The organism is Nocardia heshunensis, from assembly GCF_054782115.1.
This window is the reverse complement of record NZ_BAAGTC010000029.1, coordinates 237,569-263,980: the sequence shown is the minus strand read 5'-3', so window position 1 is coordinate 263,980 and position 26,412 is coordinate 237,569. Positions and strand designations below refer to the sequence as shown.

The window sequence follows — 26,412 nt, the reverse complement described above, 5'->3', positions numbered from 1 at the left end:
TCGCATGATCGCGCGCCACTCCGGTGGCGCGCGGTACATGTATTGCCGTGGGGCACTGGGGTGGAAGGTTGCTCGGTCTGCTCGGCGTCGCTGTCGTCCTGTTCGCGGTTCCGGGGTGCGAGTCCCTCGGGCGGGTGACACCGGCGCCGGGTAGTCCCGGGCGTGCTCAGCTCGAACGATTGCTGGCCGGGGTGCGGACCGTGCCCAAGCGGCCGCGGCCCGGTGGGTATGAGCGGGGGTGTGGGGGCGGGCAAGGGTGTGTGTTCGGTCCGGCGTGGACCGACGATCATGACGGTCCGGGCGGGCATGACGGGTGTGACAGCCGGAATACCGTGCTGGCCAGGCAACTCAGCGGGGTGACATTACGCCCGGGGGACGGGTGCGTGGTGCTGGCGGGGACCTTGAACGATCCCTATACCGGGCAGCGCATCGGGTTTGCGCGGGCCGATGCCAAGGCCGTGCAGATCGATCATGTGTTTCCGTTGGCCGCGGCCTGGGATCTGGGGGCTTCGGGCTGGCCGATGGCGCGGCGGGTGCGGTTCGCCAATGATGTCGATTTCAATCTGCTCGCGGTGGACGGAAAGACCAACGAGGACAAGGGGGATCGCACGCCCGGGGATTGGCTGCCGCCCGCCCGTGCCACGCACTGCTTCTACGCGGGTAAGTACCTGATGGTGGCGACCCGGTACGGGCTACCCGTCACCGCCGCCGACCGCGCCACCCTCGAACGTGTGGCGCGCGCCTGCCCATAGGGTTTCGAAGAGGTGGTACGCCTGCGTGGCGTCGAGTTCCTGGCGCGGATCCATGACCGATTCCAGCAAACCGTATAGACCCCAGGACAGAAAAGTGATCGTGCCCGCGGCCGTCACGGGGTCGGGGCCGAGGCGGTCGCCGAGGTGCTCGGTGAGCAGTTCGGCGTACATCTGCCGGATCGACCGCAGCACAGTGCCGTTCGTACGCGGGCCGACCAGCGGTCGATAGACCTCCGGATACTCGTCGGCCAGGCGGAACAACATTTCGACCGGAGCCAGCGGCGACAGCTTGCCCGGACCCCGGGCCGCCTGCGCCGCGAGCTCGCCGCGCACATGCTCGATACAACTGACCAGCAGCAGATCGTCCTTGTCCCGGTAGTGCGCGTAGAAGGTGGAGCGGCCGACATCGGCGCGATCGATGATGTCGCGCACCGTGATCCGCGCGTAGGGCTGCTGCTGCATCAGTTCGATGAGGGCGCGGTGCAGGGCCATCCGGGTGCGGCGCACCCGGCGGTCGCCGTCGGCGAGCGTTCCGGGACGGATTCCGTCCGGGTGTCCGGAAACGTACACATCCCCGGACACTGCTTCTGGCCTGGGCTTTTCCATCCTTCGATGATGGAGGGCATGACCCAGAACAAGCAAGTGTCCGATATCGAATCCCGGCCCGTGGGCGAGCTCATCACCTGGCCGCGCCGCTACAAGCTGCTCACCGATGTCTTCTTCCTCGGTCGCACCGGAAGCCTGGTCCGGCATTTCGCCACCACCGCCGGTATCCGCCCGGGCGATCATGCCCTCGATATCGGTTGCGGCCCCGGCGTGCTGGCCAATGAGCTCGCCCGGCAGGCCGGGAGCCGGGGCCGGGTCGTCGGCCTCGACCCGGCGGCGCAAATGATCGAGTACGCGAGCGCCCACGCGGCACCCACCGCCACCTTCGAGCTCGGCGCGGCGCAGTCACTGCCCTATCCCGACGCCAGCTTCGACGTGGTCACCTCGACCTTCGCCATGCACCACATCGCCGAGCCGGAGCGGAACACCGCGCTGCGAGCCATGTTCCGGGTGCTGCGGCCGGGCGGGCGGCTGCTGCTCGCCGACACCCACCCGACCACCGGGCTGCGCGGACTGTTGATCCGCGGCATGGCGAACATGGCCGCCCATCGGGACGGCGACGACCACACCCACGAGGCCGGAGAGCATCCGCTCTCGGCCGTCGACATCCGGCGCTACCGGGTGCCGCTGTCGGAAATCGGTTTCACCGCCATCGAATTCCGCACCGGACCGTTCGCGACCGGCATCCTCACCGCGGTCCGGCCCGACTGATCAGGCGGGCTGCGCTCCGGTGGCGGCCGGGCGCTTGGGGTCGTTGGACCACTGCGACCACGAGCCGGGGTAGAGCGCGGCGTCGATGCCCGCCACCGCGAGCGCCGCCACCTGATGCGCGGCCGTCACGCCGGAACCACAGTAGGCCGCGACCGGTCCCGAGCCCAATCCTTCGAAGCGGGACCGCAATTCGTCGACCGACTTGAAATGTCCCGTGGCGGTGAGATTTTCGGCGGTCGGCGCACTGACCGCACCCGGGATATGGCCCGCACGCGGATCGATGGGCTCCACCTCGCCGCGGTAGCGCTCGCCCGCGCGGGCATCCAGCAGCAGGCCCTGCCAGCCGGCCGCACCGTCGGCGTCGACGGTCGGCATATTGCCCGGGGACAGCACCACGGTGCCCGGCTCCGGATCCGGCTCGTCGCCGGAAACGACCTTGCCACCGGCCTTTTCCCAGGCGGGCAGGCCGCCGTCGAGAATGCGGACGTCGGCGACGCCACCCCAGCGCAGCAGCCACCAGGCACGCGCGGCGGCCATGCCGCCGGTGGCGTCGTAGACCACCACGGCGTCCCCGTCGGACACGCCCCAGCTGCGCGCGCACTTCTGCAGGTGCGCCAGCTCCGGCATGGGGTGGCGGCCCTTGGCGGCGGAGGCGGGTGCGGCCAGCTCGGTCTCCAGGTCGACGAAGACGGCCCCGGGAATGTGCCCGTCCAGATAGTGCTGCGGCCCATCGGGATCCCCGAGCGCCCATCGCACATCCAGCAGCCGCACCCGGCTGCCGCCCGCGCTCAGCAACTCCTGAAGTTCCGCAACCGAGATCAGCACCGCGCTCAAGCCAACTCCTCTTCGCCGATTCACCACATCATGAAGCCGAACGACTCCACCCTAATGGGCGCTGACGGCGTAGCCGCCCTTAGCCTGCGCACGGCCGGAGCGAATGCGGAGGTATCGCCTAGCCATTGGCGGGCGGCAGGAACCAGCGGACCACCAGCCCGGCGACGAGCGCCCAGAAGGCCGCACCGATGCCGAGCAGGCCGATGCCCGACGCCGCGACGAGGAAGGTGAGGGCGGCGGCGGTGCGGTGGGCAGCGGGCGACAGGGCTGCGGTCAGCGCCCCGGCCAGGGTGGCGATGAGGGCAAGTCCCGCAACGGTTTCCAGCACTCCCTTGGGTGCGGCGGCCACCAGCATGACCAGCGCGCCCGAGGCGAGAGCGAGAACCAGGTACGAGCAGCCCGCGGTGAAGGCCGCGATCCAGCGGCGTTTCGGGTCGGGATGCGCTGCGGGAGCAGCGGAGAGCGCGGCGCTGATGGCGGCCAGGTTGATGGCGTGCCCGCCCGCCGCCGCGCCGAGCACGGTGCCCAATCCGGTGACGGTCATGGCGGCCCGCCAGGGCACCTGGTAGTCGAAGGTCTTCATGACCGCGGTACCCGGAATGTTCTGCGCCGCCATGGTCACGATGTAGAGCGGGATGGCGACGCCGATCATGGCCTGCCAACTCCAGTGCGGCACAGTCCATTCCACCCGCGGCACCATGGCCGACACGTCGAGGCGGCGATGCGTGACCGCGATGTCGATGCCCGCGCCGACGGCCGCCACCGCGAAGGCGGCCAGCACCGACCAGCGCGGCGCGAAGCGCTGCAGCAGCACCCAGGTGACGATGACCGGCACCACCACGGCCGGGCTCACCGGCAGCGCCTTGGCCGGGGCCAGGCACAGCGGCAGCAGCACCCCGGCCAGCATGGCCTGCGCGATCTCGACCGGAATCGCGGCGATGAGCGCGCCGAGACGCTGCCAGAAGCCGGTCAGCACGATGAGTCCGCCCGCCACCGCGAACGCGCCCACGGCCGCCGCCCAGCCACCGGCCACCGCCCCGGTGCTCGCCAGCAGGGCCGCGCCCGGGGTGGACCAGGCCAGTGTGATCGGCATGCGGTAGCGCCGACTCAGCACGATCATGCCCAGGCCCTGGGTCACACAGACCGCCAGCAATCCGGACGCCGCCTGCGCCGAGGTCGCGCCCATGGCGGTCAGGCCGGTCAGCACCACCGCGAAGGAACTGGTGAATCCGACCAGGGCGGTGACGATTCCGGCCCCGATGGGCTGGCCGAGGCCCGCCGCGGGCGGGCTCTCGAGCCCCGCGGGGCCGGTGACGCTGGTGCTCATCGGGTCATCGTCCCGGTCCAGTCACCCCGGGGTCAGCGGCCAATCCCCCGAAACTGGACTGAAATTCGCGAGTTGATCACGGCCGGTCGGTCTCCGGGGCCGGGCGGGCCGGACCCGTGCCATTGGTCAGCCGATCCAGCAACGGCGTGATGCGCGGGCCGACGAGTTGCTGCATGACCAGCGCCATGTTCGTGCGCTCCACGCCCGGCACCTTCAGGATGCGACCGGTCAGGCGATACAGGTCCTCGGCGTCGGTGGCCACCACCCGCACGGTCAGATCCGTCGTCCCGCTCACCCCGCAGACCTCGGTGACCTCCGGAATCTCGGCCAGCTCGGCAACCACCGAGTCGAGCCGATGCTGATCGACGATCACCGCCACGAAGGCTGCCAGCGAATAGCCCAGCGCCCGCGGATCCACCCGGCGTTCGAAGCTGGCGAGTACCCCTGCCGACTCCCAGCGAGCCAGTCTGGCCTGCACGGTATTGCGTGAGAGGCCCAGCCGCGCGGCCAGTTCGACGCCCGTGGCGCGGGGATTGGCCACCAGCTCCAGCAACAGCCTGGCATCGGTGGCATCCAGCGGGGCAGAAAGTGGCTCCCTGCTGCTCATGGGGATCAGTATGACACCCACGACCTGCCATCCATCGAGCATTCTGCACAGTTCGGCGCGCCTTACTTGCGCAGATCGTCAGCCGGAGGATGCTGAGTGGTACAGGACACACATCGGTTGCTCACAGGACACAATCCCCAGGCGATAACGGTGTAACCCGGTGTCAGGAGGCGATATCCATGCCCGAGAAGAACACCTATCCGGTGCAGCTCGTCCAGCCCGACGGCCGACGCGTATTCGACCCCGTCCACGCCCCGCTGGTCGCCGATATCGGCGGCAACGAACTTCGCGCCATGTACTCCGACATGGTCGTGGCCCGGCGCATCGACACCGAGGCCACCGCCCTGCAACGCCAGGGCCAGCTCGGACTGTGGCCCCCGCTGCTGGGCCAGGAGGCCGCGCAGATCGGCTCGGCCCACGCCCTGCACCCCGACGACTACGTGTTCTGTAGTTACCGCGAGCACGCGGTGGCCTACTGCCGCGGCGTCGCACCCGAGGACCTCACCCGGCTCTGGCGCGGTGTCGCACACTCCTGCTGGGACGCCGACGCGGTCAAGATGACCAATCCGGCGATCGTGGTCGGCGCGCAGGGTTTACACGCCACCGGCTACGCCTATGCCGCGCATCTCGAGGGCGCGGAGATCGCCACCATCGCCTACTTCGGCGACGGCGCGACCAGTCAGGGCGATATCGCCGAGGCGCTCGGCTTCGCGGCGAGCTGGTCGGCCCCGGTGGTGTTCTTCTGCCAGAACAATCACTGGGCCATCAGCGCTCCGGTGCGGGTGCAGTCCGCCACCCCGATCGCGCGCCGCGCCCTCGGCTACGGCATTCCCGGCGTCCAGGTGGACGGCAATGACGCACTCGCCGTGCTGGCGGTGACCCGGCAGGCGCTGCAGCACGCACGGGCAGGTGCCGAGCCCAGTTTCATCGAGGCCATCACGTATCGCATGGGTCCGCACACCACCGCCGACGATCCGACCCGCTACCGCACCGAGGGCGAACTCGAGCTGTGGCGGCAGCGCGATCCCATCGACCGGCTGCGACGACTGCTGGAACGAGAACAGCTGTGGGACAGCGACTTCGAGACCGAGGTCGAGGTCCGCGCCGACGAGGTGGCCGCCCGCTTGCGCACCGCCACCCTCACCATGCCGGATCCCGAACCCGGCGATCTGTTCGAACACGTCTACGCCACACCGCACCGCCTGATCGAGGAGGAACGCCGCGCGTACGCCGCCTATCTGGAGGGAGTGGGACGATGAAGACCACCTTCGCGGGAGCCATCAATCACGGATTGCGCCGGGCGCTCGAGGACGACCCCAAGGTCGTGCTCATGGGTGAGGACATCGGCCGCCTCGGCGGCGTCTTCCGGGTCACCGACACGCTGCAGAAGGATTTCGGCAACAACCGCGTGATCGATACTCCGCTGGCCGAATCCGGAATCGTCGGAACGGCTTTCGGAATGGCACTGCGGGGACTGCGGCCGGTGTGTGAAATCCAGTTCGACGGATTCGTGTATCCGGCGTTCGACCAGATTGTCTCGCAAGTCGCGAAAATCCACTTTCGCACGGGCGGAAAGGTGGTCGCGCCCATCACCATTCGCATTCCGTTCGGCGGCGGCATCGGCTCGGTGGAGCACCACTCCGAATCGCCGGAAGCGTATTTCGCCCATACCGCCGGACTGCGCGTGGTATCGCCGAGCAATCCGGCCGACGCGTATCTGATGATCCGCCAGGCCATCGCCTTGGACGATCCGGTCATCTTCTTCGAGCCGAAGCGGCGCTACTGGGACAAGGCCGAGGTGGATTTCGATCGCCTCGACCGGGACGATGCCATCGGGCTGGACCAGGCCAGGGTGTGTGCCAGCGGTGAGGACGCCACCATCGTGGCCTACGGCGGCACCGTGGCGACCGCGCTCACCGCGGCCGATATCGCGGCGTCGGAAGGGCATTCGATCGAGGTGATCGATCTGCGCAGCCTCTCGCCCATCGATTTCGACACCATCGAAACCTCCGTACGGAAAACCGGACGGCTCATCGTGGTGCACGAGGCCCCCGTATTCGCCGGGCTGGGAGCGGAAATCGCGGCCCGCATCACCGAACGCTGCTTCTACCAATTGGAATCGCCGGTATTGCGCGTCGGTGGCTTCGACATCCCCTATCCCCCCGCTAAGCTCGAACGGCATCACCTGCCCGACCCCGATCGCATTCTCGCCGCGGTCGATCGCACGCTCGCCGCTTGACCGTTACACGGAGGAAGCCCGGTGGAAGATCAGCAGCAGGTTCAGGAATTCCGTTTGCCCGATCTCGGTGAGGGATTGGCGGATGCGGAATTGGTGTCGTGGGCGGTCGCGGTGGGCGACACGGTGGCCTTGAATCAGGTCATCGCGGAAGTCGAGACCGCCAAGGCCCAGGTGGCGCTGCCGAGCCCGTACGCGGGCACGGTGCTGGAACTGCTGGCGCAGCCGGGCGACACAGTGCCGGTAGGCGCGCCACTGATCCGGGTGGGCACCACCGCACCGGTCGAGGCGACCGCGGAACGACAGTCCGTGCTGGTGGGTTACGGGCCCGACCACGAGCCGGTCTCCCGGCGGGCCCGCGCGGCGGCCGCGAAAACGACTGACGCACCGGGCAATTCCGGTCGCGCCATGGGTTCGGACGGGCCGGAGGGCCTCGGCAGCTCCGCACCCGCGGGCCGCCCCGCCGCGACCCCGGCCGCACGAAAACTGGCGCGGGAGATCGGCATCGACCTGGGCGCGGTGATCGGCACCGGCCCGCAGGGCGCGGTCACCGTGGAGGATCTGCACGGAATGCGACCGGAATCGCTTGCCTCCGGCCATATTCCGATCCACACCGCGCCACCGGCCATGGCCCTCGCGCCCCTGCCTGCGCCGCATCCCGCGCCCGCGGTGCCGCCCATGCACGTCACCGGGCACCGTGCCGCCCCGATCGAGCGGGAGACCCGCACGCCGGTGGCCGGAATCCGCAAGCGGACGGCGGCGGCCATGGTGGCCAGCGCCCAGCACATTCCACAGGCGAGCACGTTCGTGACCATGGATTTCACCGCGTCCATGGAGCTGCTGGAGCATCTGCGGGCCACCCCGAGTTTCACCGGGCTGACCCTGACGCCATTGGCGTTGGTGGCGCGCGCGGTGCTCGCGGCGCTGACCGAGTTCCCGGCCATCAACTCCTGCTGGGACGAGGCGAATCAGGAGATCATCACCAAGCACTATGTGAATCTCGGCTTCGCCGTCGCGACCGAACGCGGGCTGCTGGTGCCGAATATCAAGGAGGCGCAAGGCTTCACGCTGCGCGACCTCTGCCTCGAGATCGCCGGGGTGGCGGCGGGGGCGCGCGCCGGGACCTCTACGCCCACCGACCTCACCGGCGGCACCTTCACCATCACCAATGTGGGCGTGTTCGGGGTGGACAGCGGTGTGCCACTGGTGAATCCGGGCGAGGGGGCCATCCTGTGCCTGGGTTCGATCCGCAAGCGGCCGTGGGTGCATCGCGACGAACTGGCGGTGCGGTGGGTGACCAGCCTCGGGCTCAGCTTCGATCACCGGATGATCGACGGCGAGCAGGGCTCACGGTTCCTGGCCAGTGTGGCCGCGCTGCTGGAGGATCCGCTCACCCTGCTCGGCCGGGTTTAGCCCTCCGCGGCGGCGGTGGACAAGAGCGATTCGGCGGCCCGGCGGATCTCCGCCGGGATCGGCACCGGCTTGCGCGTCACCTCGTCCACGTAGACGTGCACGAAGGTACCGGTCGCGGCCAGCTCCAGGCTGTGGCCGGTATCGCGGAAGATGGCCAGCTCGTAGCTGATGCTCGAATTTCCGAGCCGCTCGATGCGAATGCCGACCTGGAGCTGGTCCGGGAAGCTCAGCGAGTCCAGGAACTTGCAGGAGGTCTCGGCGACGATGCCGATGGCGGGTAGGTCCCGGATATCGGTGCCGCTGGCGTGAATCAGCCACGCGTTCACGGCCGTATCGAAGTACGAGTAGTACGTCACGTTGTTGACGTGACCGTAGTGGTCGTTGTCCGCCCAGCGCGTCGGCACCGGCCAGAGCACGGGATATCCAGAGTCCTGCGTCACACGGCGAACCTTAGCCGCTCCGCCTGTGAGCGCCCTCCCGGTCAGGCGGAGCGTTCGTCAGGGGTGGCGCGATGGTCCCGCGGGCTGATGCCGTAGTGGCGTTTGAAGGCGGTGGACAGGGCGAAGGCGCTGCCGTAGCCGACCCGGCGGGCGATCGATTCCAGGGTGGCGTCGGATTCGTGCAGCAGGTCGGCGGCCAGGGCCAGCCGCCAGTCGGTCAGGAAGGACATGGGCGGCTCGCCGACCAGTTCGGTGAAGCGGCGGGCCAGCGCGGCCCGGGAGACGCCGACCTCGGCGGCCAGCGAGGCGACCGTCCAGGGCTGGGCCGGATTGTGCTGCATCAGGCGCAGTGCCTTGCCGACCAGCGGGTCACCGTAGGCGTGATACCAGGCGGGGGCGTCGGCGCGGGAGAACCACGCGCGCAGGGCGGCGATCAAGAGCAGGTCCAATAGTCGGTCCAGCATCGCGCCCTGGGCGGGCAGGTCCTTGGCGGACTCGTCCACCAGCAGATCCAGCACGCGCGAATCGATTTCACCGCGGCTGAGCACCGCGACCGGGGGCAGGGCGCGCAGCAGGCGGCGGCTGGCGGCCGACTCGTGCTCGTAGGTGCCCGTGACCAGCACGGTCTGCGCGTCGGCGGTGGTGCCCCAATTGCGCACGCCCAGACTCAGTGCCTCGCACAGCACTTCGCCGTCCATGGTGGTGGTGATATTGCCGGGTTCGATGAGCACCTGCGGCTCCGTCGCCGGGTCATCGGCCATCGTGTAGTGGTCGGGGCCGCGGAAAATGGCGATATCCCCGGTGCGCAGCTGGCGCGGGGCAACCGGCTTGCCGCCCTTGGGATCCGGCAGCACCCAGCCGCCGCCGCGCACCACCGCCACCACGGTCAGCGGCGCCTCGTCGCGGATGTGCAAGGACCAGGGCGGGTCGAACGACGAGCGCATCACGAATGCCGCCCGTGCGCGTGGTCCTTCGAGCAGGCTGGCCAACGCATCCATAACTGAAGACGATGGCAAATGCGTGCGCGCTTCTCAACCATGTTCGCGCTCGCCGAATCCCGGTGTACTCGATACATGATCATCGAACACACTCCCAACAGCGAAAACACCGTCCTCGTGCTCGGCGCGACCGGAAAGACCGGACGCCGGGTTTCCGAGCTGCTGGCCGCCGCCGGGACCCCGGTGCGCGCCGGTTCGCGCTCGGCCGCGGTCCCGTTCGACTGGACCGACCGCGGCACCTGGACGGCCGCGCTGGCGGGCGTCGACGCCGTATACCTGTCCTATCAACCGGATCTGGCGGTGCCCGGCGCACCGGCCGACATCAAGGCGCTCTGCGACGCGGCGGTGGCCGCGGGCGTGCGCTCCATCGTGTTGCTGTCCGGTCGCGGAGAGCCCGAGGCGCTGGAATGCGAAGCCATCGTGCAGGATTCGGGACTGCGGTGGACCGTGGTGCGGTGTGCCTGGTTCGCGCAGAATTTCAGCGAGGGGGCGTTCGCCGATTTCATTCTCGCCGGGGAGGTCGCGCTGCCCGCCGGAGACGTACCGGAACCGTTCGTGCACGCCGACGATATCGCCGAGGTGGCGGTGGCGGCGCTGCTCGACGATAAGCACGCCGGGCAGGTCTATGAGCTGACCGGGCCGCGCGCGCTCTCCTTTGCGGAGGCGGTCGCCGAGATCGGCGCGCAGGCCGGGCGCGAGATCGCCTACATCCCACTCACCCGAACGGATTTCGTGGCCGCGCTGACGGGCTACGGGGTGCCGGCCGATGAGATCAGTCTGCTCGACTACCTGTTCGGGACCGTGCTCGACGGGCGCAATTCCGCGACCGCCGACGGGGTACAGCGGGCGCTGGGACGCGAGCCGCGCGACTTCGCCGAGTACGCCCGCGACGTGGCGAAATCGGGTGTGTGGTCGGTCACCGCGGACGCCTGACCTGTCGGTGCCCGCGCCTAGAATGGGTATCAAACAGGTTGTACCGCACAAGATTCGGATCACCACCCGGAACGTCGACGATGCCGCGAAAGGGTGAATGACGGGGAGCTGCCGGGTGCACCCGGTAGCGTCGTACCGATGGCCGCTACGACGCCCGCTCCCCGGATCCGGAAGGCGCGCCTGGCGCTGTTCGCCGTGTTCGGCCTCAACGGGATGCTCTCGGCCGTCTGGATCGTGCACATCCCCGCCGTCACCGCTCGCACCGAAGTCGCGCCCACCACGCTCGGCATGCTCATCCTGCTGATGGCGGCCTGCGCCATCCTCGGCATGCAGGCCGCCGGACCGCTGGCCGACCGCTTCGGCAGCCGCACCCTCACCGCGACCGCCGCCACCGTGCTGTCCGTCGCTCTCCTCGGCCCCGTCTTCGCGACCACCCCGCTCACCCTCGGACTCGCCCTGTGCGCCTTCGGTTTCGGCAACGGCGCGATCGACGTCTCCATGAATGCCCAGGCCGTCCACATCGAACGCGCCTACCCCCGCCCGATCATGTCCGCCTTCCACGCCTTCTTCTCCTGCGGCGGCTTCCTCGGCTCCGCCTACGGCGCAGCCACCCAACACGCCCACTGGCCCATCCACCTCACCTTCGGCCTCGCGAGCGCGGTCGGCCTGACCATCGTCGTCACCGCCATCCCGCAACTGCTCCCGCACGCCGCGACGGCGACCGAGGACACCGGCCGATCCACCGAACCGGCTGGGGCCGAATCGATGACCGACCCGGTCGCCCGAATCGGCCGGAAAGTACTGGTGCTGGGGCTGATCGCGTTCGCACTACTGATGGCGGAGGGGGTCGCGGCGGATTGGAGTGCGCTGCAAGTGAAAAGCCGACTAGGGGTGGATGCGGGCACGGCGGCACTGGCATTCGCGGGGTTCTCGCTGACCATGACGCTTGGGCGATTCGGGGCCGACCGGGTGAGCGGGCGGTTCGGGCCGGTGGCGATCGTGCGATGGGGAACGCTGGTGGCGGCCATCGGGTTCGGGCTCGTGGTGGCGTCGGGGTGGCTGCCGTTGACGCTGCTGGGGTGGACGCTGTGCGGGATCGGGCTGTCCGGGGGTGTGCCGCAGGTGTTCACGGCGGCGGGCAATCTGGGGTCGGCGACGTCGGCCACCGACATGTCGCGCGTGTTCGGACTCGGCTATGTGGGCCTGCTGGCCGGACCGGCAGTAATCGGCTGGCTGGACAAGCTGGTGCCGCTCACCGCGGCGATGGTGGTGCCGTTGCTGGCAATGCTGTTGTGCGCGTGGGGCGCTCGGGCGGTCGTGGCCGATCCGGTGGGCGTCGACCGATAGGGGTCAGGCGGTGCGGGTGGGCCTTTCGCGGGCCGTCGCGCCGTAGTCGCCGATGACCTCGGCGTGGTCGAGGAAGTCGTCGACCATGCGGTGGTTGAGGACGGCGAGGGCCTTCAGCTCCTCGGTGCTCCAGTCGGCGAGGGCGTCCTGCATCCAGCCGCGCATCACGCCGCGGATCGCCTCCATGGCATTGCGACCGGCGGCGGTGGGGCGGGCCAGCTGTGCGCGGCCGTCGTCCGGGTCGGCGACACGCTCGATATAACCCGCCTTTTCCAGCCGCTGGATCTGTCGGGTCACGTGGGGAGCCTCTACATCGAGGCGAGTCGCCAACTCCCCCAGGCGCATCGGCTCATCGGCGTCGGCGAGCAGCCGCAACAGCGGCACGCTGGCGCGATCCATCGTCAGTCCGCACTTCACCATCGCCTGATCGTGGCGGCGGACACGGGTGAGTAGATAGGCGACGCGGGCCAGCGCGCGCTCCAGTTCCACGATGTGACCTGAGTCAACTTCACTGGCGGTTGTGGCTTCCGATCGCGGCATGTGGTTATCTTACGAAACCCATTTACTTAATTTTGGTAAGTAAACCAAAGGATCGCCGCCATGACTACGACCGCTGTCGGTCAGGTCGACGGGACCAAGCCCGACGATCATTCGAAGGCCCATCTGGGGCTGACCCTGCTCGCGCTGTGCGCGGCCGGGCTCGTCGTATCGCTGCAGCAGACCGTGGTCATTCCGCTGCTGCCCCGCTTCATCGCCCAGCTGCACACCGACGTCGCCGGCGTCACCTGGCTGTTCACCGCCGCGCTGCTCTCGGGAGCCGTTGCCACGCCGTTGCTTTCGCGCTTCGGCGATATGTACGGCAAGAAGCCGATGGTCATGGTCACCATGGGCGTGCTCATCGTCGGCTCGGTGGTCTGCGCCTTCGCCACCACGCTGCCGATCTACATCATCGGCCGTGCGCTGCAAGGCATCTCGTCGGCCATGATCCCGCTGGCCATCGGCATCATTCGCGACACCTTCCCGCGTGAACAACTGGTCCGGGCCATCGGCGTCGTCTCCGGCACCATGGGTGTCGGCGGCACGGTCGGCCTGCTGGCCACCGGCATCATCGCCGACCACACCACCAATCCGCACCCGGTCTTTTGGCTGACCGCCGGACTCGGCGTGGTCGCCACCGTGCTGATCCAGGTGAGCGCCCAGAACAATGGCGTGCGCCACGGCGGCAAGCCCGACTACATCGGCGCGGCGCTGCTGGCCGCGCTGCTGATCTGCCTGTTGCTCGGCATCAGCGAGGGCCCGCGCTGGGGCTGGGGCTCCGGCTCGACCATCGGCCTGTTCGTCGCGGCCGCCGCCTTCGCCGCCATCTGGGTTCTCGTGGAGCTCAAGGTCGATCAGCCGCTGGTGCGGTTGCAGCTGCTGGTCGGGCCGCAGTCGCTGTCGGCGAATGTGGCCTCGGCGCTGCTGGGCTTCTCCATGTTCGGCGCGTTCTCGCTGGTGTCCAACTTCATTCAGACGCCCGCGGACAAGGTCGGTTACGGCCTGTCGGGCACCGTGCTGTCGGTCGGCCTCTACGGCATTCCGAGCGCGGCGCTGATGACGTTCTTCTCGTTCAACACCGGGCGCATCTCGGCCAAGATCGGGCCCGCGTACACGCTGGCCATCGGCGCGGTGTTCGCCGGTCTGTCCATGGGGTGGCTGGCGATCTCGCACGACCACTCGTACGACATGATCATGGCGAATGTGTTGCAGGGCACCGGGTTCGGCATCGGGTACGCGGCGCTCGGCTCGCTGGCAGTGCAGCATGTGCCGATGAGTGAGAGCGGCATCGCGTCCGGCATCAACTCGCTGGTTCGTACTGCTGGCGGCTCGATCGCCGGTGCGGTCACCGGATCGATCCTCACCGCACACGTTTTGAAGCTCGGCACCCACGCGGTACCGACCGAAGGTGCGTACGTCGCGAGCTTCGCGACCTTGGCCATCGGCGCATTCGGTGCGGCGGCAGTGGCTCTCGGCCACGGAATCCGCCACAAGGGGAAGTAAGAACCTGAGACTGAAAGGGCCTGCGCACACCGTGCGCAGGCCCTTTTTCTATGTCAGGACCTCGGTGCGGTCGCCGTCCACCACGACGACGTGATCGTCCGTCAGCGCCCAGTGCGGGATGCCCTCGGCGGTGTACTCGCGCACCAGTTTCCGGGCATCGCCCGTGGGGTCGGTGGGTGAGTCCAGATGGGGCACGATGCGGCGGTCGACGAGACCCAGCCCATCCCAGCGGGGTTCGACGCCGCAGGCGGTGCGGACCTCGTTCGGGTCGTCCATGGACTCGATGCCGTGCAGGTCAGGGGTCATGACACAGGCCCCGGCGCTGTAGCCCGCGTAGACCAGGGCGTCCTCGGCGAGGAGCTTGGTCAGGGCGAGATCGGCTCCGCTGCGGGCGAATTGGGCGCGCAGCACGAAGGTGTTGCCGCCGCGCACCCACACCATCGGGAACTCGCGCAGCCGCTGCTCGACCTCGGCCGGGCGGTCGACATACTCCCGCAGGTCGAGGACCTCGGGATGGAAACCCGCGCGGCGCAGCGGAACCAGGTCGCTGGTGACCGCGCCCTGCCAGGCCGAGGGCCAGGCATCGCAGGCATTCGCGATGACGGCCACCCCGCCGGGTGAGCCGACCAGCTCGAGCAGCCGCTGCTGGTGTGAGCCGAAGCGGTAGCTGGACAGGAAGAGTCGCACGGAATCAGATCGTGAAGGCCAGGCTGCGGACCAGGCGGTTGCCGAGGTCCGTGTCACCGGTGATGATGATCCGCCCCGCATGCTCGTCGGCCGTGGTGCGGCCGCCGCGCAGGCGGGCGAACAGGCCGGAGTCGAGGGTGAGGACCACTGTGGCCGGGGCATCGAGGGTTTCGACGAGACTGGCCCGGCCGCCCTCGACCGCGATGTGGAGTTGTCGCGCTACCGGTCCGGTGACCTCGATCGTGAGCCGCGAGCCGTCCGGCGCGCCCGCGCCCTTGACCGCGGCCCGGCCCAGGGCGGGCAGCAGTTCCTCGAAGGACTGTTCACCGCGGGTGCCGCCCTCGTCGACGGAAACGCCCAGCGCATCGGCGATATCGTGCTCGTGCATCCAGCAGTCGAAGACGCGGATGCGCATGAAGCGGCCGTAAGGGGCCATGCCGACCGGGGTCGGGACCTTCTCCGCCCACGCCTCCGGGGTGATCTGCTCGAGGGCCTTCAACCGGCGGCCGGTCACCTCCAGGAACCGTTCCAGCAGTTGGGAACCGGTGAGCGGGCGCAGTGCGGCGATCCACTTCTCGTTCAGCGCGCCGATCTCGTTGCGAATGTGCGGGCCGGACACCTCGATGTCGGGGGTCGGCTCGCCCAGTAGCAGGGATTCGGTGCCGATCACGTGGGCGACCACGTCGAACACCGTCCAGCCCGGCAGCGGCGTGGCGGTGCGCCAGGCGTTTTCCTCCAGGCCGTCCACCAGCCGGGTAATCGCGTCCCATTGATCGGACAACAGGGCCGTGATCTCGGCGCGGTCGGGCACCGTGTCGGTCATGCGGTGGTCTCCCTTTCTTCGTCGGCGAGCCGGTCCAGGCCGGATCGCAGGGCTGCGGCGGTGCGCTCGGTGTCGTGCGGGCGGCGGAGTACGAAACCCTTGGCGAAGCGCAGGATGTCGCCGTGGTGGCGGGGGATCACGTGCAGGTGCACATGGTGAACGGTTTGAAAGGCGGCCTTGCCGTCGTTGATCAGCAGGTTCGCGCCGTCGGCGGCGAGTCCGGCGCGGCGCATGGACTTGGCCAGGCGGTGCCCGAAGGAGAACAGTTGCGCGCCCATCGCCGGATCGAGTTCGTCCAGATCGGTGGCATGCCGTTTGGGAATGACGAGGGTGTGCCCGCGGGTGATGGGCCGGATGTCGAGGAACGCCACCAAGGCGTCGTCCTCGTAGATCTTGGTCGCGGGTGCGTCGCCCGCGACGATCCGGCAGAAAATGCAGCCACTCACCGTGCAGACATTACGGCGTACAAGTGATCTGCGACACCCCCCTACCCGACCCCGAGGCACGCCAAGCAGGACATACCTAACGGTGTGTAGCTACCCCCGATTGTTGGTACTTGTCCACTACGGCACCCCGGCCGAGCATGGAGTTGTCCGGTTTTCTCGCCACACCATGTGATGGGCATCTCCGCTACGCTCACCGCGAACCAGGTACAGTTGCGAGAATTCTCACGAACTTACTGCAGAGTAAGTTCGGCCCACCGTTGGACCGGTGAATCGGCCCATACCGACATGGGTGGCCTGGGCTCACCACGAGAAGGAAGTTTGACAAGTGGACACAACGCAGAGCGCACAGACCGCTGCGCCCCGCGGTGCGCGTGTCGGAGTGGTTCGGGAGACGAACCCGGACGAACGACGCGTCGCATTGGTGCCGAAGATCATTCCGGCCCTGTTGAAGCAGGGTGTGGAAGTGATCGTCGAGGCCGGTGCCGGTCTGGGCGCATTGATTCCCGACGAGGCGTACACCGAAGCCGGTGCCACGCTGGGGGATCCGTACGCCGCCGATGTGGTCGTCAAGGTCGCTCCCCCGAATGACGCCGAGATCGCCAAGCTGCACTCCGGTCAGACATTGATCGGGTTCCTCGCGCCCCGCAACGCCGACACCAAGATCGGTGCTTTGAAGGCCGCGGGCGTGCAAGCCTTTGCGGTGGAAGCGATTCCGCGTATCTCGCGCGCCCAGGTGATGGACGCGCTGTCGTCGCAGGCGAATGTCGCCGGTTACAAGGCCGTGCTGCTCGCCGCCTCCGAATCCACCCGATTCTTCCCCATGCTCACCACCGCCGCCGGAACCGTGAAGCCCGCCACCGTGCTGGTCCTCGGTGTCGGTGTCGCGGGTCTGCAGTCGCTGGCCACCGCCAAGCGACTCGGTGGCCGCACCACCGGTTACGACGTCCGCCCGGAGGTCGCCGACCAGGTGCGTTCCGTCGGCGCGCAGTGGCTCGACCTCGGCATCGACGCCGCCGGTGAAGGCGGTTACGCCCGTGAGCTTTCCGACGACGAGCGGGCCCAGCAGCAGACCGCGCTGGAGAACGCCATCAAGGGCTTCGACGTGGTCATCACCACCGCCCTCGTGCCCGGCCGTCCGGCCCCGCGCCTGGTGACCGCCGCCGCTGTCGAGGGCATGAAGCCCGGCAGCGTGATCGTGGATATGGCCGGGGAGACCGGCGGTAACTGCGAGTTGACCGAACCCGGGAAAACCGTTGTGCGCCATGGCGTCACCATCGCCTCGCCGCTGAACCTGCCGGCCACCATGCCGGAGCACGCCAGCGAGCTGTACTCCAAGAACGTTGCCGCCCTGCTCGAGCTCATGCTGAAAGACGGTGCCCTGGCACCCGATTTCAGCGATCAGGTGCTGGCGGATTCCTGCGTGACACGTGAGGTGGAAGCCTGATGTACACCCAATTGCTGGCGAATATCGCGATCCTGGTGCTGTCCGGGTTCGTCGGCTTCGCCGTCATCTCCAAGGTCCCCAACACCCTGCACACCCCACTGATGTCCGGCACCAACGCCATTCACGGCATCGTGGTGCTCGGCGCGCTGGTGGTGTTCGGCAAGATCCAGCACCCGTCGGTGTTGATGCAGATCATCCTGTTCGTCGCCGTCGTCTTCGGAACCCTGAACGTCATCGGTGGTTTCGTGGTGACCGACCGCATGCTGGGCATGTTCAAGGCCAAGAAGCCTGCTGCGAGCGAGAAGGCGGGCAAGTAAGCCATGGACAATCTGGTCAATATTCTCTACATCGTCGCGTTCGCGCTGTTCATCTACGGTCTGATGGGCCTGACCGGTCCCAAGACCGCGGTGCGCGGCAACCTGATCGCCGCGGTCGGCATGGTCATCGCGGTCATCGCGACGCTCATCTCCATCCGCGACACCAGCAACTGGATCATCATCGTTGCCGGTCTGGTCGTCGGCATCGGCCTGGGCGTGCCGCCGGCGCGGTTCACCAAGATGACCGCCATGCCGCAGTTGGTCGCCGCGTTCAACGGCGTCGGCGGTGGCACCGTGGCCCTCATCGCGTGGGCCGAATTCCTTGACACCAAGGGCTTCTCGAACGTGCACGAGTCGCCGTCGGTGCACATCGTGATCGGCTCGCTGTTCGCGGCCATCATCGGCTCGATCTCCTTCTGGGGCTCGATCATCGCCTTCGCCAAGCTGCAGGAGCTGCTCTCCGGCCGCCCGATCAGCGTCGGCAAGCTGCAGCAGCCGCTCAACCTGCTGCTGCTCGCGGGAGCCATCGCGGCCGCGGTCGTGATCGGCATCGGCGCGACCGACACCGGTGTGCCGCAGTACTGGATGATCGCGCTGCTGGTGCTCGCGGGCATCCTCGGCCTCATGGTCGTGCTGCCGATCGGCGGCGCGGACATGCCCGTCGTCATCTCGCTGCTCAACGCCCTCACCGGCTTGTCCGCCGCCGCAGCCGGTTTGGCGCTGGACAACACCGCCATGATCGTCGCGGGCATGATCGTCGGCGCGTCCGGCACCATTCTGACCAACCTCATGGCCAAGGCCATGAACCGCTCCATCCCGGCGATCGTCGCGGGCGGATTCGGTGGTGGCTCAGCGGCTCCCGGCGCTTCGGGCAGCGGTGAGCAGAAGCAGGCCAAGGCGACCTCGGCGGCCGACGCCGCCATCCAGATGGCCTACGCCAACCAGGTCATCGTGGTCCCGGGTTACGGCATGGCCGTCGCCCAGGCCCAGCACGCGGTCAAGGAAATGGCGGCCCTGCTCGAGGCCAAGGGCGTCGAGGTCAAGTATGCCATCCACCCGGTCGCCGGTCGCATGCCCGGCCACATGAACGTGCTCCTCGCGGAGGCCGAGGTGTCCTATGACGCCATGAAGGAAATGGACGACATCAACGGCGAGTTCGCCCGCACCGATGTCGCCCTCGTCATCGGCGCCAACGACGTCACCAACCCCGCCGCTCGCGAGGACGCCTCGTCCCCGATCTACGGCATGCCGGTGTTGAACGTCGACCAGGCCAAGTCGGTCATCGTGCTGAAGCGCTCGATGAACTCCGGCTTCGCCGGAATCGACAACCCCCTGTTCTACGCCGACACCACCTCCATGCTGTTCGGCGACGCCAAGAAGTCCGTCGGCGCCGTCACCGAGGAACTCAAGGCGCTGTAGGAGATTCAGCGAAATACCCCGTTCTTGACCTGAGAGTCAAGAACGGGGTATTTTTGTTTCATGGGCAGGCCACGGAACTTCGATGCGGACACGGTGGTGGATCGCGCGATGGAAGCGTTCTGGACCCATGGGTATGCGGGGTGTTCGCCCGCGCAGCTCGCGGAGGCTACCGGGGTCGGGAAGGGCAGTCTCTACAACACCTTCGGGAGTAAGCGGGAACTGTTCGATCTGGCCATGAACCGGTACAACCGGATGGGGTCGGAGCTCGCGAAAGAGACACTGGCCCAGCCCGGTTCGACCCGGGAACGGTTTCGAGCCTGGGCCCGCTTCACGGTGGACTCCGATTTCGAGTACCCGGTTCGTCGAGGCTGCCTGCTGGTGAATACCGCGCTGGAGATGGCGGGGCACGACGCGGAGGCCACCAAGGCCGTGAACGACGGATACGAGCTCATGATCGAGGCGTTCGCCGAACGGCTCGAACGGGGGCAGCGCGACGGCGATGTCCGCGCCGACCTCGACACTCGGGCGTACGCCGAGTTCTTGATGAATACCATTGGCGGGCTTCGCATTACCGCCAAGGTGTCGGATGCCGAGACCATGTATCGGATCATCGACACCGCACTGTCCACCCTCTGACACCACCGTCCACCTCCAGGCCGCGACCTGCGGCCTTTTTCTTCATCCCAATTTTTGACCTGTAGTTCAAGAAAGGCTTGGATCATGGATCTCGGACTGAACGGCAAGACCGCGCTCGTCACCGGCGCGAGCCGGGGCATCGGGCTGGCCGTCGCCGAAGAGCTGGCCGCCGAGGGCGTCCGCGTCGTCGGCGTGGCCCGCAATATCACCCCGGAGCTCGAAAAGGTCGCGGCGGCAACCGTTTCCGCCGATCTGAGCACCACCGAGGGCGCGCTCGCCGCCGTCGAGGCGGCGCTGGGCGAGCTCGGCGGGATCGACATCCTCGTCAACAATGTCGGGGGCGGCGACGCCGACAAGCTGACACTGGGCGGCTTCCTCGACACGCCCGATGACCAGTGGCGAAAGCTGTTCGACCTCAACCTGTTCGGCGTGGTCACCACGGTTCGCGCGGCGCTGCCGAGCATTATCGAGCGGCGCGGCGCGATCATCACGGTGTCCTCGATCAACGCGCGGATCCCGGCGGTCGGGCCGGTGGCCTACAGCGAGGCGAAGGCGGCGCTCACCAACTTCGGCAAGCGGATCAGCGAGGAGTTCGCGCCGCAGGGCGTCCGCGTGAACACCGTCTCCCCCGGCCCGGTCGGCACCGATATCTGGCGCGGTCCCGACCAGCTCGGCGCGAAGCTCGCCGCCGCGAACGGCGTTGCGCACGAAGACTTCCTGGCCGCCATGGCGGGACAGTTCAATATCGCCGCGGGCCGCATCGCCGAGCCCGCGGAGATCGCGGCGCTGGTGACCTTCCTGGCCTCGGAGCGGGCCGCCATCATCAACGGCTCGGACTACGTCATCGACGGCGGAGTCGTCAAGACCGCCTGATCCGGGTACAGCGACGGCCCGCACCCCGAAAGGGATGCGGGCCGTCGCCGTTTCGAGCTCTACAGGTACAGGCCGGTGCCGTGCTCCGGATGCGTGTTGGCGACGGCGTGCAGATCGCGTTCGCGCAGTACGTAGTACGCCTGCGCCTGGATCTCCACCTCGAACTGGTCGTCGGCGCTGAAGAGCACCTGATCGCCCACGCCCACCGCGCGGACATGGGAGCCCACGCCGCACACCTCGCCCCACGACAGCCGCTTGGCCACCTGGGCGGTGGCCGGAATGAGAATGCCACCGCTGCTGCGCCGTTCGCCCGCCTCGGGGCTCAGCTTGACCATGACTCGGTCGTGCAGCATCTGGATTTCTAGCTTGGCATCGGGCACGGCGGCAGTGTACTGCGCCCCGAACGGTCGGTTACGCCCCGGTATCCGGAGCGGTATCCGGTGCGACGATGCGGCGGATGGCGTCCTTGATCCAGGCGCGCTGCGCCTCCTGATCGATGTCCGGGCCGAGGGTGAACCCGGCGACCTGCGGCACCGCCATCGGGTAGTTGATCATCGACATGAGCAGCATGAGCACCTGGCCGGACGGCATATCCCCGCGCATCAGGCCCTTGCCCTGCGCGACCTCGACCTTCTGCCGCTTCTCCAGGTAACGGCCGCAACGCAATTCACCCGCCGAGGCATTCTCGCGACCCAGCTCCAGCGCCTCCCACTGCAGCAGGCGCAGTAGTTCCGGATGCTCGCGGTGGTAGTCGATGTGCTGGTCGATCCAGGTGTCGAGGTCCTCGATATCGGTGGTGACCGAGCCCGCCACGGCCAGCATGGTCTTTTCCAGCACCTGGTGGAACAGCTTGTCCTTGTCCCCGAAGTAGGCGTAGATGAGCTGCTTGTTGGCCTTGGCATTGCGGGCGATGCGGTCGACGCGCGCGCCCGCGATCCCGTACCGGGCGAATTCCTCGGTCGCGGCCTCGAAGATGCGCGCCTTGGTCGCCTCGGGGTCCCTCGTGCCTGCCATGCCTTCGATGGTAACCAACTAACTGGTTGACAAGCAGTCGGCGCGGGTGGAATATCTGTAACCAACCGGTTAGTTACAAACCCTGTGCTTCCGGCGCAACGACGCGCCGCTCCCCCATCCCCCTTGCACGTTCGGGAGAACGACGTGACCATCCTCGAAAGCCGGACCGCCCCAGCGGTTCCCGCCGGATTCGATGCCCGCTGGCGGGCCCTGCCCGTCATCCTCAGCGCCATGTTCATGGCGATGTTCGACTGGTTCGTCGTGAATGTCGCCGCCTCCTCGCTGCAGCACGACCTGCACGCCGGTGAAGCGGCGCTGGAACTGATCGTGGGCGGCTACGGCTTCGCCTACGCTTCGGGCCTCATCACCGGCGGCCGCCTCGGCGACCTGCACGGACACCGCAGGCTGTTCGTGATCGGCATGCTCGCCTTCACCGCCGCCTCACTACTGTGCGGGCTCGCACCCAACGCCTGGGCGCTCGTCGCCTTCCGCGTCCTGCAGGGCGGTACCGCGGCGCTGATGGTGCCGCAGATGCTGGCGCTCATCAACACCCTGTTCCCGCCGCACGAACGGCCCAGGGCCATGGCCGCATTCGGGGCCACCATCGGCCTCGGCGCGGTATCGGGCCAGGTACTCGGCGGCGTACTGCTCGACCTCGACCTGTTCGGGTGGGGCTGGCGCAGCATCTTCTACATCAACGTGCCCATCGGCCTGATCGCCGCAGCACTGGCCGCCCGCTGGCTGCCCCGGCACGAGCAGGCGCACCGACCGAAGCTGGACCCGATTGGCGCGCTGGGTATCTCGGCCGCGCTGGCACTGCTGCTGGTGCCCATCACCCTGGGTCGCCCGGAAGGCTGGCCGGTGTGGACCTGGGTCAGCATGCTGGCCTCGATCCCGGTGCTGCTGCTCACTCTGCGCTACGAGAACCGGCTGGAAAGCCGTGGCGGCGAACCGGTTCTGGACACCGGCATGGTCCGCGAACGCGGGTTCAGCCTCGGGCTGGTCATCGCGGGCGGCTACCTGACCTTCTTCGCCGGATTCATGCTGTGCCTGACCCTCATGCTGCAGAACGGGCTCGGATTGTCGCCGCTCACCGCGGGATTGGCGTTCGCGCCACTGGGCCTGTGCTTCGCGGGCAGCTCGTTCTTCCTCGCGCCCCGGGTGGCCGCGCGGATCGGCAACCGGGTGATGGTCCTCGGCACGCTGACCAGCCTCACCGGGCTCGCCATCACCCTCGCGGTGCTGGTCGGCATGGGCAGCCACGTCACCGCACTGGCGCTGATCCCCGGCATGATGATCGTCGGCACCGGCAACGGGCTCACCATTCCGTCGGTGGTCGGGGCGGTGCTGTCCTCGGGCATCCCGGCCCGGCAGGCGGGCATGGCGGCGGGCGTGCTGACCACCTCGCAGCAGTTCGGAAATGCCATCGGCGCAACGGTTCTCGGCGTGATCTTCTTCAGCGCGCTGGGAGCGCACCACGGCACCGGCGGGTATGTGACGGCCATGGAGATGGCGGCGCTGGGTGGTGCCGCGGTGCTGGTGGTCGTGCTGGCCGCGGCGCTCGCGCTGCCCAAGGCCGCCGCGAAAGCCACCGCACCGGAGGCCGCGGTCGCCCACTGAACGATCGAATCAGAAGCTACGGGTTCCGGACAAAACACGGCCGGAACCCGTAGTTTCGGCATGTGGACATCGATCTCGACGGACTGCGCGGTCTCCTCCCCGACGGCATGGTGGTGACCGATCCCGATGTGCTGAAGGGATATCGGCAGGATCGGGCCCTGGACCCGGACGCGGGAATCGCGCTCGCACTGGTGCGGCCGCTGACCACCGAGCAGGTCGCCGCGACCGTGCGCTGGGCGCACGAACACCGGGTGCCGATCGTGCCGCGCGGAGCCGGGACCGGACTCTCCGGCGGGGCCACCGCGCAGAACGGGGCGCTGCTGCTGAGCACCGAGAAGATGCGGGAGATCAGCGTCGACCCCGTCACGCGCACCGCCGTTGTCCAGCCCGGACTGCTCAATGCCGAGGTGAAGCGGGCCGTGGCCGCGCAAGGGCTCTGGTATCCGCCCGACCCGTCCTCGTTCGAGATCTGCTCGATCGGCGGAAACGCGGCCACCAACGCGGGCGGGCTGTGCTGCGTGAAGTACGGCGTCACCACCGATTACGTGCTCGGCATGCAGGTGGTGCTGGCCGACGGGACCGCGGTACGGCTGGGCGGACCACGACTCAAGGACTCGGCGGGACTCTCGCTGACCAAGCTGTTCGTGGGCAGCGAGGGCACGCTCGGGATCATCACGGAGCTGACGCTGCGGCTGCTGCCCGCGCAGCCACCGCAGTCCACGGTCGTCGCCACCTTCGCGACCCTGACCGCCGCGACCGACGCCATCCTGGCCATCACCGGCCAATTGCGGCCCTCCATGCTGGAATTCATGGACGCGGTCGCCATCAACGCCGTCGAGGACGAACTGCGGATGGGGCTCGACCTCAACGCCGCCGCGCTACTGGTGGCCCGCTCCGACGCACCCGGCGAACACGCGGGACACGAGGCCGACCTCATGCTCGCGGCCTGCGAGAAGGCCGGGGCCACCGAGGCTTTCCGCACCGACGATCCGGACGAGGGCGAAGCCTTCTGCGCCGCACGACGATTCGCCATCCCCGCGGTGGAACGCAAAGGGCCGCTGCTGCTCGAGGACGTCGGCGTCCCGCTGCCGCGGCTGGGCGAGCTGGTCTCCGGCATCGCCGAGATCGCCGCACACCGGCGGGTGCTCATCTCCGTCATCGCGCACGCGGGCGACGGCAACACCCACCCGCTCATCGTCCACGACCCAGCCGATCCGGACGAGGCCGAGCGCGCGCACCTGGCCTTCGGCGAGATCATGGACCTCGCCATCGGTCTGGGCGGCACCATCACCGGTGAGCACGGGGTCGGGCGACTGAAGAAGGCGTGGCTGCCCGATCAGCTCGGGCCGGACGTGATGACACTCACGCGCCGCATCAAGGAAGCGCTGGATCCGCACGGAATACTCAACCCGGGAGCGGTGCTGTGACCGACATGAGCACGAAGCTGGAACACAATGCCGACGCCACCCGCTACGAGATCTACCTCGATGGCACGCTCGCGGGTTACGCCGACTACGCGGAGCGCGCCGAGGGCGGCACCAAGATCCGCGATATCCAGCACACCCTCACCTTTCCCGAGTTCCGGGGCCGGGGCGTCGCGGCACAGGTCGTCGAGTTCGCGTTGCAGGATGCGCGCGCGGAAGGCTTCTCGATCATTCCCACCTGCTGGTACGTCGAGAAGTACGTGACCGAGCACCCCGAATACGCCGACCTGATCGCCTAATTCGACCGCGGCGCGTGGTGGCGCTGCCAGACCCGGAAATGCCGGTCGGCGCTGCCCTCCATCGCCGCACTCACCTTGGCCTCGTCGAAACCCGGCAGCGACTGCAGCTTCGCCAGGAACGCGGTGTCGGCCGCCGAATACGGCACCACACAACCCTTCCCGGTCGCCCCGATCAGAACGAAGAACACGTCACCGGCGAACGGCCCGTCCGCCGCCGTAATGATCCGCACCTCTGCCAGTTCCGTCCATGCGACCTCTTCCACCCGTCCGTCGGCCAGTGTGCGCCGGACGAAGGTGTCGTTGATTTCGACTCCGGCCATGGCTCCATAGTGCCCCCAGCATCCCTGCCCGAACAGCCCTCGAACCCTTGCTTTACCTGAGGAAGCCGTAAAGAAAAGGCCCGGCGAACCGCCCCGCCGCACATCGGCGGCGAACCCCCGAGCGGAGCAATTCTTCAGCTACTGAGCAGTTTTCGGCGCGGCGGATCGGAACTGTCAGTCGGCTGTGAAAAGCCGGAATTTCATAGATTTGGGGCATGCGGCACCGTTAGGGTCCGAAAGCCCCTCGACCCAGGGGTTTTCACCAACTGGGAGATATTGACCTTATGAAGAAGTCGGTCCTCGCTCGCTCCGGAGCCGGAATCGCCGGAGCGGTCGCCGTTGCCGGGCTCACCATCGCGATGGCTCCCGCCGCCTCGGCACAGCTGGCCATCACGTCCTCCACGGCCTACTGCGTCAGCACCACCTACTCGATCACCTTCCCGTCGGCCGACGCCGCGCAGATGGTGTCGCAGTCCAACAACGCCACCAGCTTCGTGCTGGAAGCCACCAACACCAGCACCAACCAGACCTGGTGGTCCGCCCCGGTGACCTACACCCAGGGCACCGACATGACCTTCCAGTGGACGCCGTCGCAGTCGGTGACCGGTTCGCAGAGCGCCGTCGGCAACTGGAACCTCTTCGTCACCGCGTCCGGCGTGGCCGGCGTCGCCGAGGGCCCGCTCGCGGTGAACGTCGTGCAGACCGCCCCCTCCGGCACCACCTGCAGCCCGTCCGCCCTCGGCACCGGCAGCGCGAACATGACCGTCGGCTCGCTGCTGAGCAGCCTGCTCGCCAGCCTGTCGGCCGCCGCCTCGACCCCGGGGCAGTAAGCAGCACCCGACAACA

Annotated in this window: 30 protein-coding genes; 17 read left to right on the top strand and 13 right to left on the bottom strand. The window is 68.2% G+C overall.

What is annotated here, in order from left to right:
• The first annotated feature begins 68 nt into the window (after positions 1-68).
• A complete protein-coding gene (locus ACYVN4_RS43715; RefSeq protein ID WP_460729938.1) occupies positions 69-752 on the top strand; it encodes an HNH endonuclease family protein in 684 nt (227 codons plus the stop codon).
• Here the strand turns inward: ACYVN4_RS43715 and ACYVN4_RS43710 are convergent.
• Entirely contained in the window at positions 693-1,358 is a 666-nt protein-coding gene (locus ACYVN4_RS43710; protein WP_460729936.1) for a TetR/AcrR family transcriptional regulator, read from the bottom strand. The genes ACYVN4_RS43715 and ACYVN4_RS43710 overlap by 60 nt on opposite strands.
• 18 nt (positions 1,359-1,376) lie before the next feature.
• On the opposite strand from ACYVN4_RS43710, the gene ACYVN4_RS43705 reads away from it, so the two are divergent.
• On the top strand, positions 1,377-2,069 hold the full coding sequence (locus ACYVN4_RS43705) for a class I SAM-dependent methyltransferase (RefSeq protein WP_460729934.1): 693 nt from the start codon (positions 1,377-1,379) through the stop codon (positions 2,067-2,069).
• Here ACYVN4_RS43705 and ACYVN4_RS43700 read toward each other — a convergent pair whose 3' ends face one another.
• From ACYVN4_RS43700 to ACYVN4_RS43690, 3 genes are all read right to left on the bottom strand, one after another.
• A complete protein-coding gene (locus ACYVN4_RS43700) occupies positions 2,070-2,903 on the bottom strand; it encodes a sulfurtransferase (RefSeq protein WP_460729932.1) in 834 nt (277 codons plus the stop codon).
• A 118-nt stretch (positions 2,904-3,021) separates the two neighbouring features.
• Positions 3,022-4,230, bottom strand: a complete 1,209-nt coding sequence (locus tag ACYVN4_RS43695) for a benzoate/H(+) symporter BenE family transporter (protein ID WP_460729930.1) — start codon at positions 4,228-4,230, stop codon at positions 3,022-3,024.
• A gap of 76 nt (positions 4,231-4,306) precedes the next feature.
• Positions 4,307-4,837, bottom strand: a complete 531-nt coding sequence (locus ACYVN4_RS43690; RefSeq protein WP_460729928.1) for an Lrp/AsnC family transcriptional regulator — start codon at positions 4,835-4,837, stop codon at positions 4,307-4,309.
• A 179-nt stretch (positions 4,838-5,016) separates the two neighbouring features.
• Here ACYVN4_RS43690 and pdhA point away from each other — a divergent pair, with 179 nt between their 5' ends.
• The 3 genes from pdhA to ACYVN4_RS43675 are packed head-to-tail and all read left to right on the top strand — an operon-like array spanning position 5,017 to position 8,486.
• A complete protein-coding gene (gene pdhA, locus ACYVN4_RS43685) occupies positions 5,017-6,096 on the top strand; it encodes a pyruvate dehydrogenase (acetyl-transferring) E1 component subunit alpha (RefSeq protein WP_460729926.1) in 1,080 nt (359 codons plus the stop codon).
• Positions 6,093-7,076 carry an alpha-ketoacid dehydrogenase subunit beta gene (locus ACYVN4_RS43680; RefSeq protein WP_460729924.1) on the top strand — a complete coding sequence of 328 codons (984 nt, stop codon included), beginning with the start codon at positions 6,093-6,095 and terminating at the stop codon, positions 7,074-7,076. The genes pdhA and ACYVN4_RS43680 overlap by 4 nt, the downstream gene beginning before the upstream one ends.
• Before the next feature lie 21 nt (positions 7,077-7,097).
• On the top strand, positions 7,098-8,486 hold the full coding sequence (locus tag ACYVN4_RS43675) for a dihydrolipoamide acetyltransferase family protein (RefSeq protein WP_460729922.1): 1,389 nt from the start codon (positions 7,098-7,100) through the stop codon (positions 8,484-8,486).
• Here the strand turns inward: ACYVN4_RS43675 and ACYVN4_RS43670 are convergent.
• Complete coding sequence (locus ACYVN4_RS43670) at positions 8,483-8,926, bottom strand: acyl-CoA thioesterase (protein ID WP_460729920.1); 444 nt, start codon at positions 8,924-8,926, stop codon at positions 8,483-8,485. The two genes, ACYVN4_RS43675 and ACYVN4_RS43670, sit on opposite strands and share 4 nt — an antisense overlap.
• 41 nt (positions 8,927-8,967) lie before the next feature.
• A complete protein-coding gene (locus ACYVN4_RS43665) occupies positions 8,968-9,924 on the bottom strand; it encodes an AraC family transcriptional regulator (RefSeq protein WP_460729918.1) in 957 nt (318 codons plus the stop codon).
• A gap of 75 nt (positions 9,925-9,999) precedes the next feature.
• On the opposite strand from ACYVN4_RS43665, the gene ACYVN4_RS43660 reads away from it, so the two are divergent.
• Positions 10,000-10,857, top strand: a complete 858-nt coding sequence (locus tag ACYVN4_RS43660) for an NAD(P)H-binding protein (protein WP_460729916.1) — start codon at positions 10,000-10,002, stop codon at positions 10,855-10,857.
• A 138-nt stretch (positions 10,858-10,995) separates the two neighbouring features.
• Positions 10,996-12,204, top strand: a complete 1,209-nt coding sequence (locus ACYVN4_RS43655; protein ID WP_460729914.1) for an MFS transporter — start codon at positions 10,996-10,998, stop codon at positions 12,202-12,204.
• A gap of 3 nt (positions 12,205-12,207) precedes the next feature.
• Here ACYVN4_RS43655 and ACYVN4_RS43650 read toward each other — a convergent pair whose 3' ends face one another.
• Entirely contained in the window at positions 12,208-12,693 is a 486-nt protein-coding gene (locus ACYVN4_RS43650; RefSeq protein ID WP_460729912.1) for a MarR family winged helix-turn-helix transcriptional regulator, read from the bottom strand.
• Positions 12,694-12,804: 111 nt separating this feature from the next.
• On the opposite strand from ACYVN4_RS43650, the gene ACYVN4_RS43645 reads away from it, so the two are divergent.
• On the top strand, positions 12,805-14,244 hold the full coding sequence (locus ACYVN4_RS43645) for an MFS transporter (protein ID WP_460729910.1): 1,440 nt from the start codon (positions 12,805-12,807) through the stop codon (positions 14,242-14,244).
• Between the two features lie 48 nt (positions 14,245-14,292).
• Here the strand turns inward: ACYVN4_RS43645 and ACYVN4_RS43640 are convergent, their stop codons facing one another.
• The 3 genes from ACYVN4_RS43640 to ACYVN4_RS43630 are packed head-to-tail and all read right to left on the bottom strand — an operon-like array spanning position 14,293 to position 16,200.
• Complete coding sequence (locus tag ACYVN4_RS43640) at positions 14,293-14,931, bottom strand: Type 1 glutamine amidotransferase-like domain-containing protein (protein WP_460729908.1); 639 nt, start codon at positions 14,929-14,931, stop codon at positions 14,293-14,295.
• Between the two features lie 4 nt (positions 14,932-14,935).
• Positions 14,936-15,754 (bottom strand): maleylpyruvate isomerase family mycothiol-dependent enzyme, encoded by an 819-nt coding sequence (locus ACYVN4_RS43635; protein ID WP_460729906.1) that lies wholly within the window; start codon positions 15,752-15,754, stop codon positions 14,936-14,938.
• Positions 15,751-16,200: an HIT family protein gene (locus tag ACYVN4_RS43630; protein ID WP_460729904.1), complete on the bottom strand. Its 450-nt coding sequence runs from the start codon at positions 16,198-16,200 to the stop codon at positions 15,751-15,753. Before ACYVN4_RS43630 ends, ACYVN4_RS43635 begins: the two co-directional genes overlap by 4 nt.
• Before the next feature lie 325 nt (positions 16,201-16,525).
• Between ACYVN4_RS43630 and ACYVN4_RS43625 the strand changes: the two genes are divergently transcribed.
• From ACYVN4_RS43625 to ACYVN4_RS43605, 5 genes are all read left to right on the top strand, one after another.
• Complete coding sequence (locus ACYVN4_RS43625; protein WP_379366444.1) at positions 16,526-17,644, top strand: Re/Si-specific NAD(P)(+) transhydrogenase subunit alpha; 1,119 nt, start codon at positions 16,526-16,528, stop codon at positions 17,642-17,644.
• A complete protein-coding gene (locus ACYVN4_RS43620; RefSeq protein ID WP_460729902.1) occupies positions 17,644-17,961 on the top strand; it encodes an NAD(P) transhydrogenase subunit alpha part 2 in 318 nt (105 codons plus the stop codon). Before ACYVN4_RS43625 ends, ACYVN4_RS43620 begins: the two co-directional genes overlap by 1 nt.
• A 3-nt stretch (positions 17,962-17,964) precedes the next feature.
• Positions 17,965-19,380, top strand: a complete 1,416-nt coding sequence (locus tag ACYVN4_RS43615; protein WP_460729900.1) for an NAD(P)(+) transhydrogenase (Re/Si-specific) subunit beta — start codon at positions 17,965-17,967, stop codon at positions 19,378-19,380.
• A gap of 60 nt (positions 19,381-19,440) precedes the next feature.
• On the top strand, positions 19,441-20,016 hold the full coding sequence (locus ACYVN4_RS43610) for a TetR/AcrR family transcriptional regulator (RefSeq protein WP_460729898.1): 576 nt from the start codon (positions 19,441-19,443) through the stop codon (positions 20,014-20,016).
• An 84-nt stretch (positions 20,017-20,100) separates the two neighbouring features.
• Positions 20,101-20,889 carry an SDR family oxidoreductase gene (locus ACYVN4_RS43605; protein ID WP_460729896.1) on the top strand — a complete coding sequence of 263 codons (789 nt, stop codon included), beginning with the start codon at positions 20,101-20,103 and terminating at the stop codon, positions 20,887-20,889.
• 59 nt (positions 20,890-20,948) lie between these two features.
• On the opposite strand, the gene ACYVN4_RS43600 is transcribed toward ACYVN4_RS43605, so the two are convergent.
• Together ACYVN4_RS43600 and ACYVN4_RS43595 are read right to left on the bottom strand one after the other, a co-directional pair.
• Positions 20,949-21,269: a GroES family chaperonin gene (locus tag ACYVN4_RS43600; protein WP_460729894.1), complete on the bottom strand. Its 321-nt coding sequence runs from the start codon at positions 21,267-21,269 to the stop codon at positions 20,949-20,951.
• A 31-nt stretch (positions 21,270-21,300) separates the two neighbouring features.
• Complete coding sequence (locus ACYVN4_RS43595) at positions 21,301-21,903, bottom strand: TetR family transcriptional regulator (protein ID WP_460729892.1); 603 nt, start codon at positions 21,901-21,903, stop codon at positions 21,301-21,303.
• Between the two features lie 144 nt (positions 21,904-22,047).
• On the opposite strand from ACYVN4_RS43595, the gene ACYVN4_RS43590 reads away from it, so the two are divergent.
• The 3 genes from ACYVN4_RS43590 (at position 22,048) to ACYVN4_RS43580 (ending at position 25,246) form a co-directional block, all read left to right on the top strand.
• Positions 22,048-23,523 carry an MFS transporter gene (locus tag ACYVN4_RS43590; RefSeq protein WP_460729890.1) on the top strand — a complete coding sequence of 492 codons (1,476 nt, stop codon included), beginning with the start codon at positions 22,048-22,050 and terminating at the stop codon, positions 23,521-23,523.
• Between the two features lie 107 nt (positions 23,524-23,630).
• A complete protein-coding gene (locus ACYVN4_RS43585) occupies positions 23,631-24,950 on the top strand; it encodes an FAD-binding oxidoreductase (RefSeq protein ID WP_460730070.1) in 1,320 nt (439 codons plus the stop codon).
• A gap of 5 nt (positions 24,951-24,955) precedes the next feature.
• Positions 24,956-25,246, top strand: coding sequence for a GNAT family N-acetyltransferase (locus ACYVN4_RS43580; RefSeq protein ID WP_460729888.1), 291 nt, complete (start codon positions 24,956-24,958; stop codon positions 25,244-25,246).
• Here the strand turns inward: ACYVN4_RS43580 and ACYVN4_RS43575 are convergent.
• Complete coding sequence (locus ACYVN4_RS43575; RefSeq protein ID WP_460729887.1) at positions 25,243-25,566, bottom strand: hypothetical protein; 324 nt, start codon at positions 25,564-25,566, stop codon at positions 25,243-25,245. The two genes, ACYVN4_RS43580 and ACYVN4_RS43575, sit on opposite strands and share 4 nt — an antisense overlap.
• A gap of 284 nt (positions 25,567-25,850) precedes the next feature.
• Between ACYVN4_RS43575 and ACYVN4_RS43570 the strand changes: the two genes are divergently transcribed.
• Positions 25,851-26,396, top strand: a complete 546-nt coding sequence (locus tag ACYVN4_RS43570) for a hypothetical protein (protein ID WP_460729885.1) — start codon at positions 25,851-25,853, stop codon at positions 26,394-26,396.
• Positions 26,397-26,412: the final 16 nt, after the last annotated feature.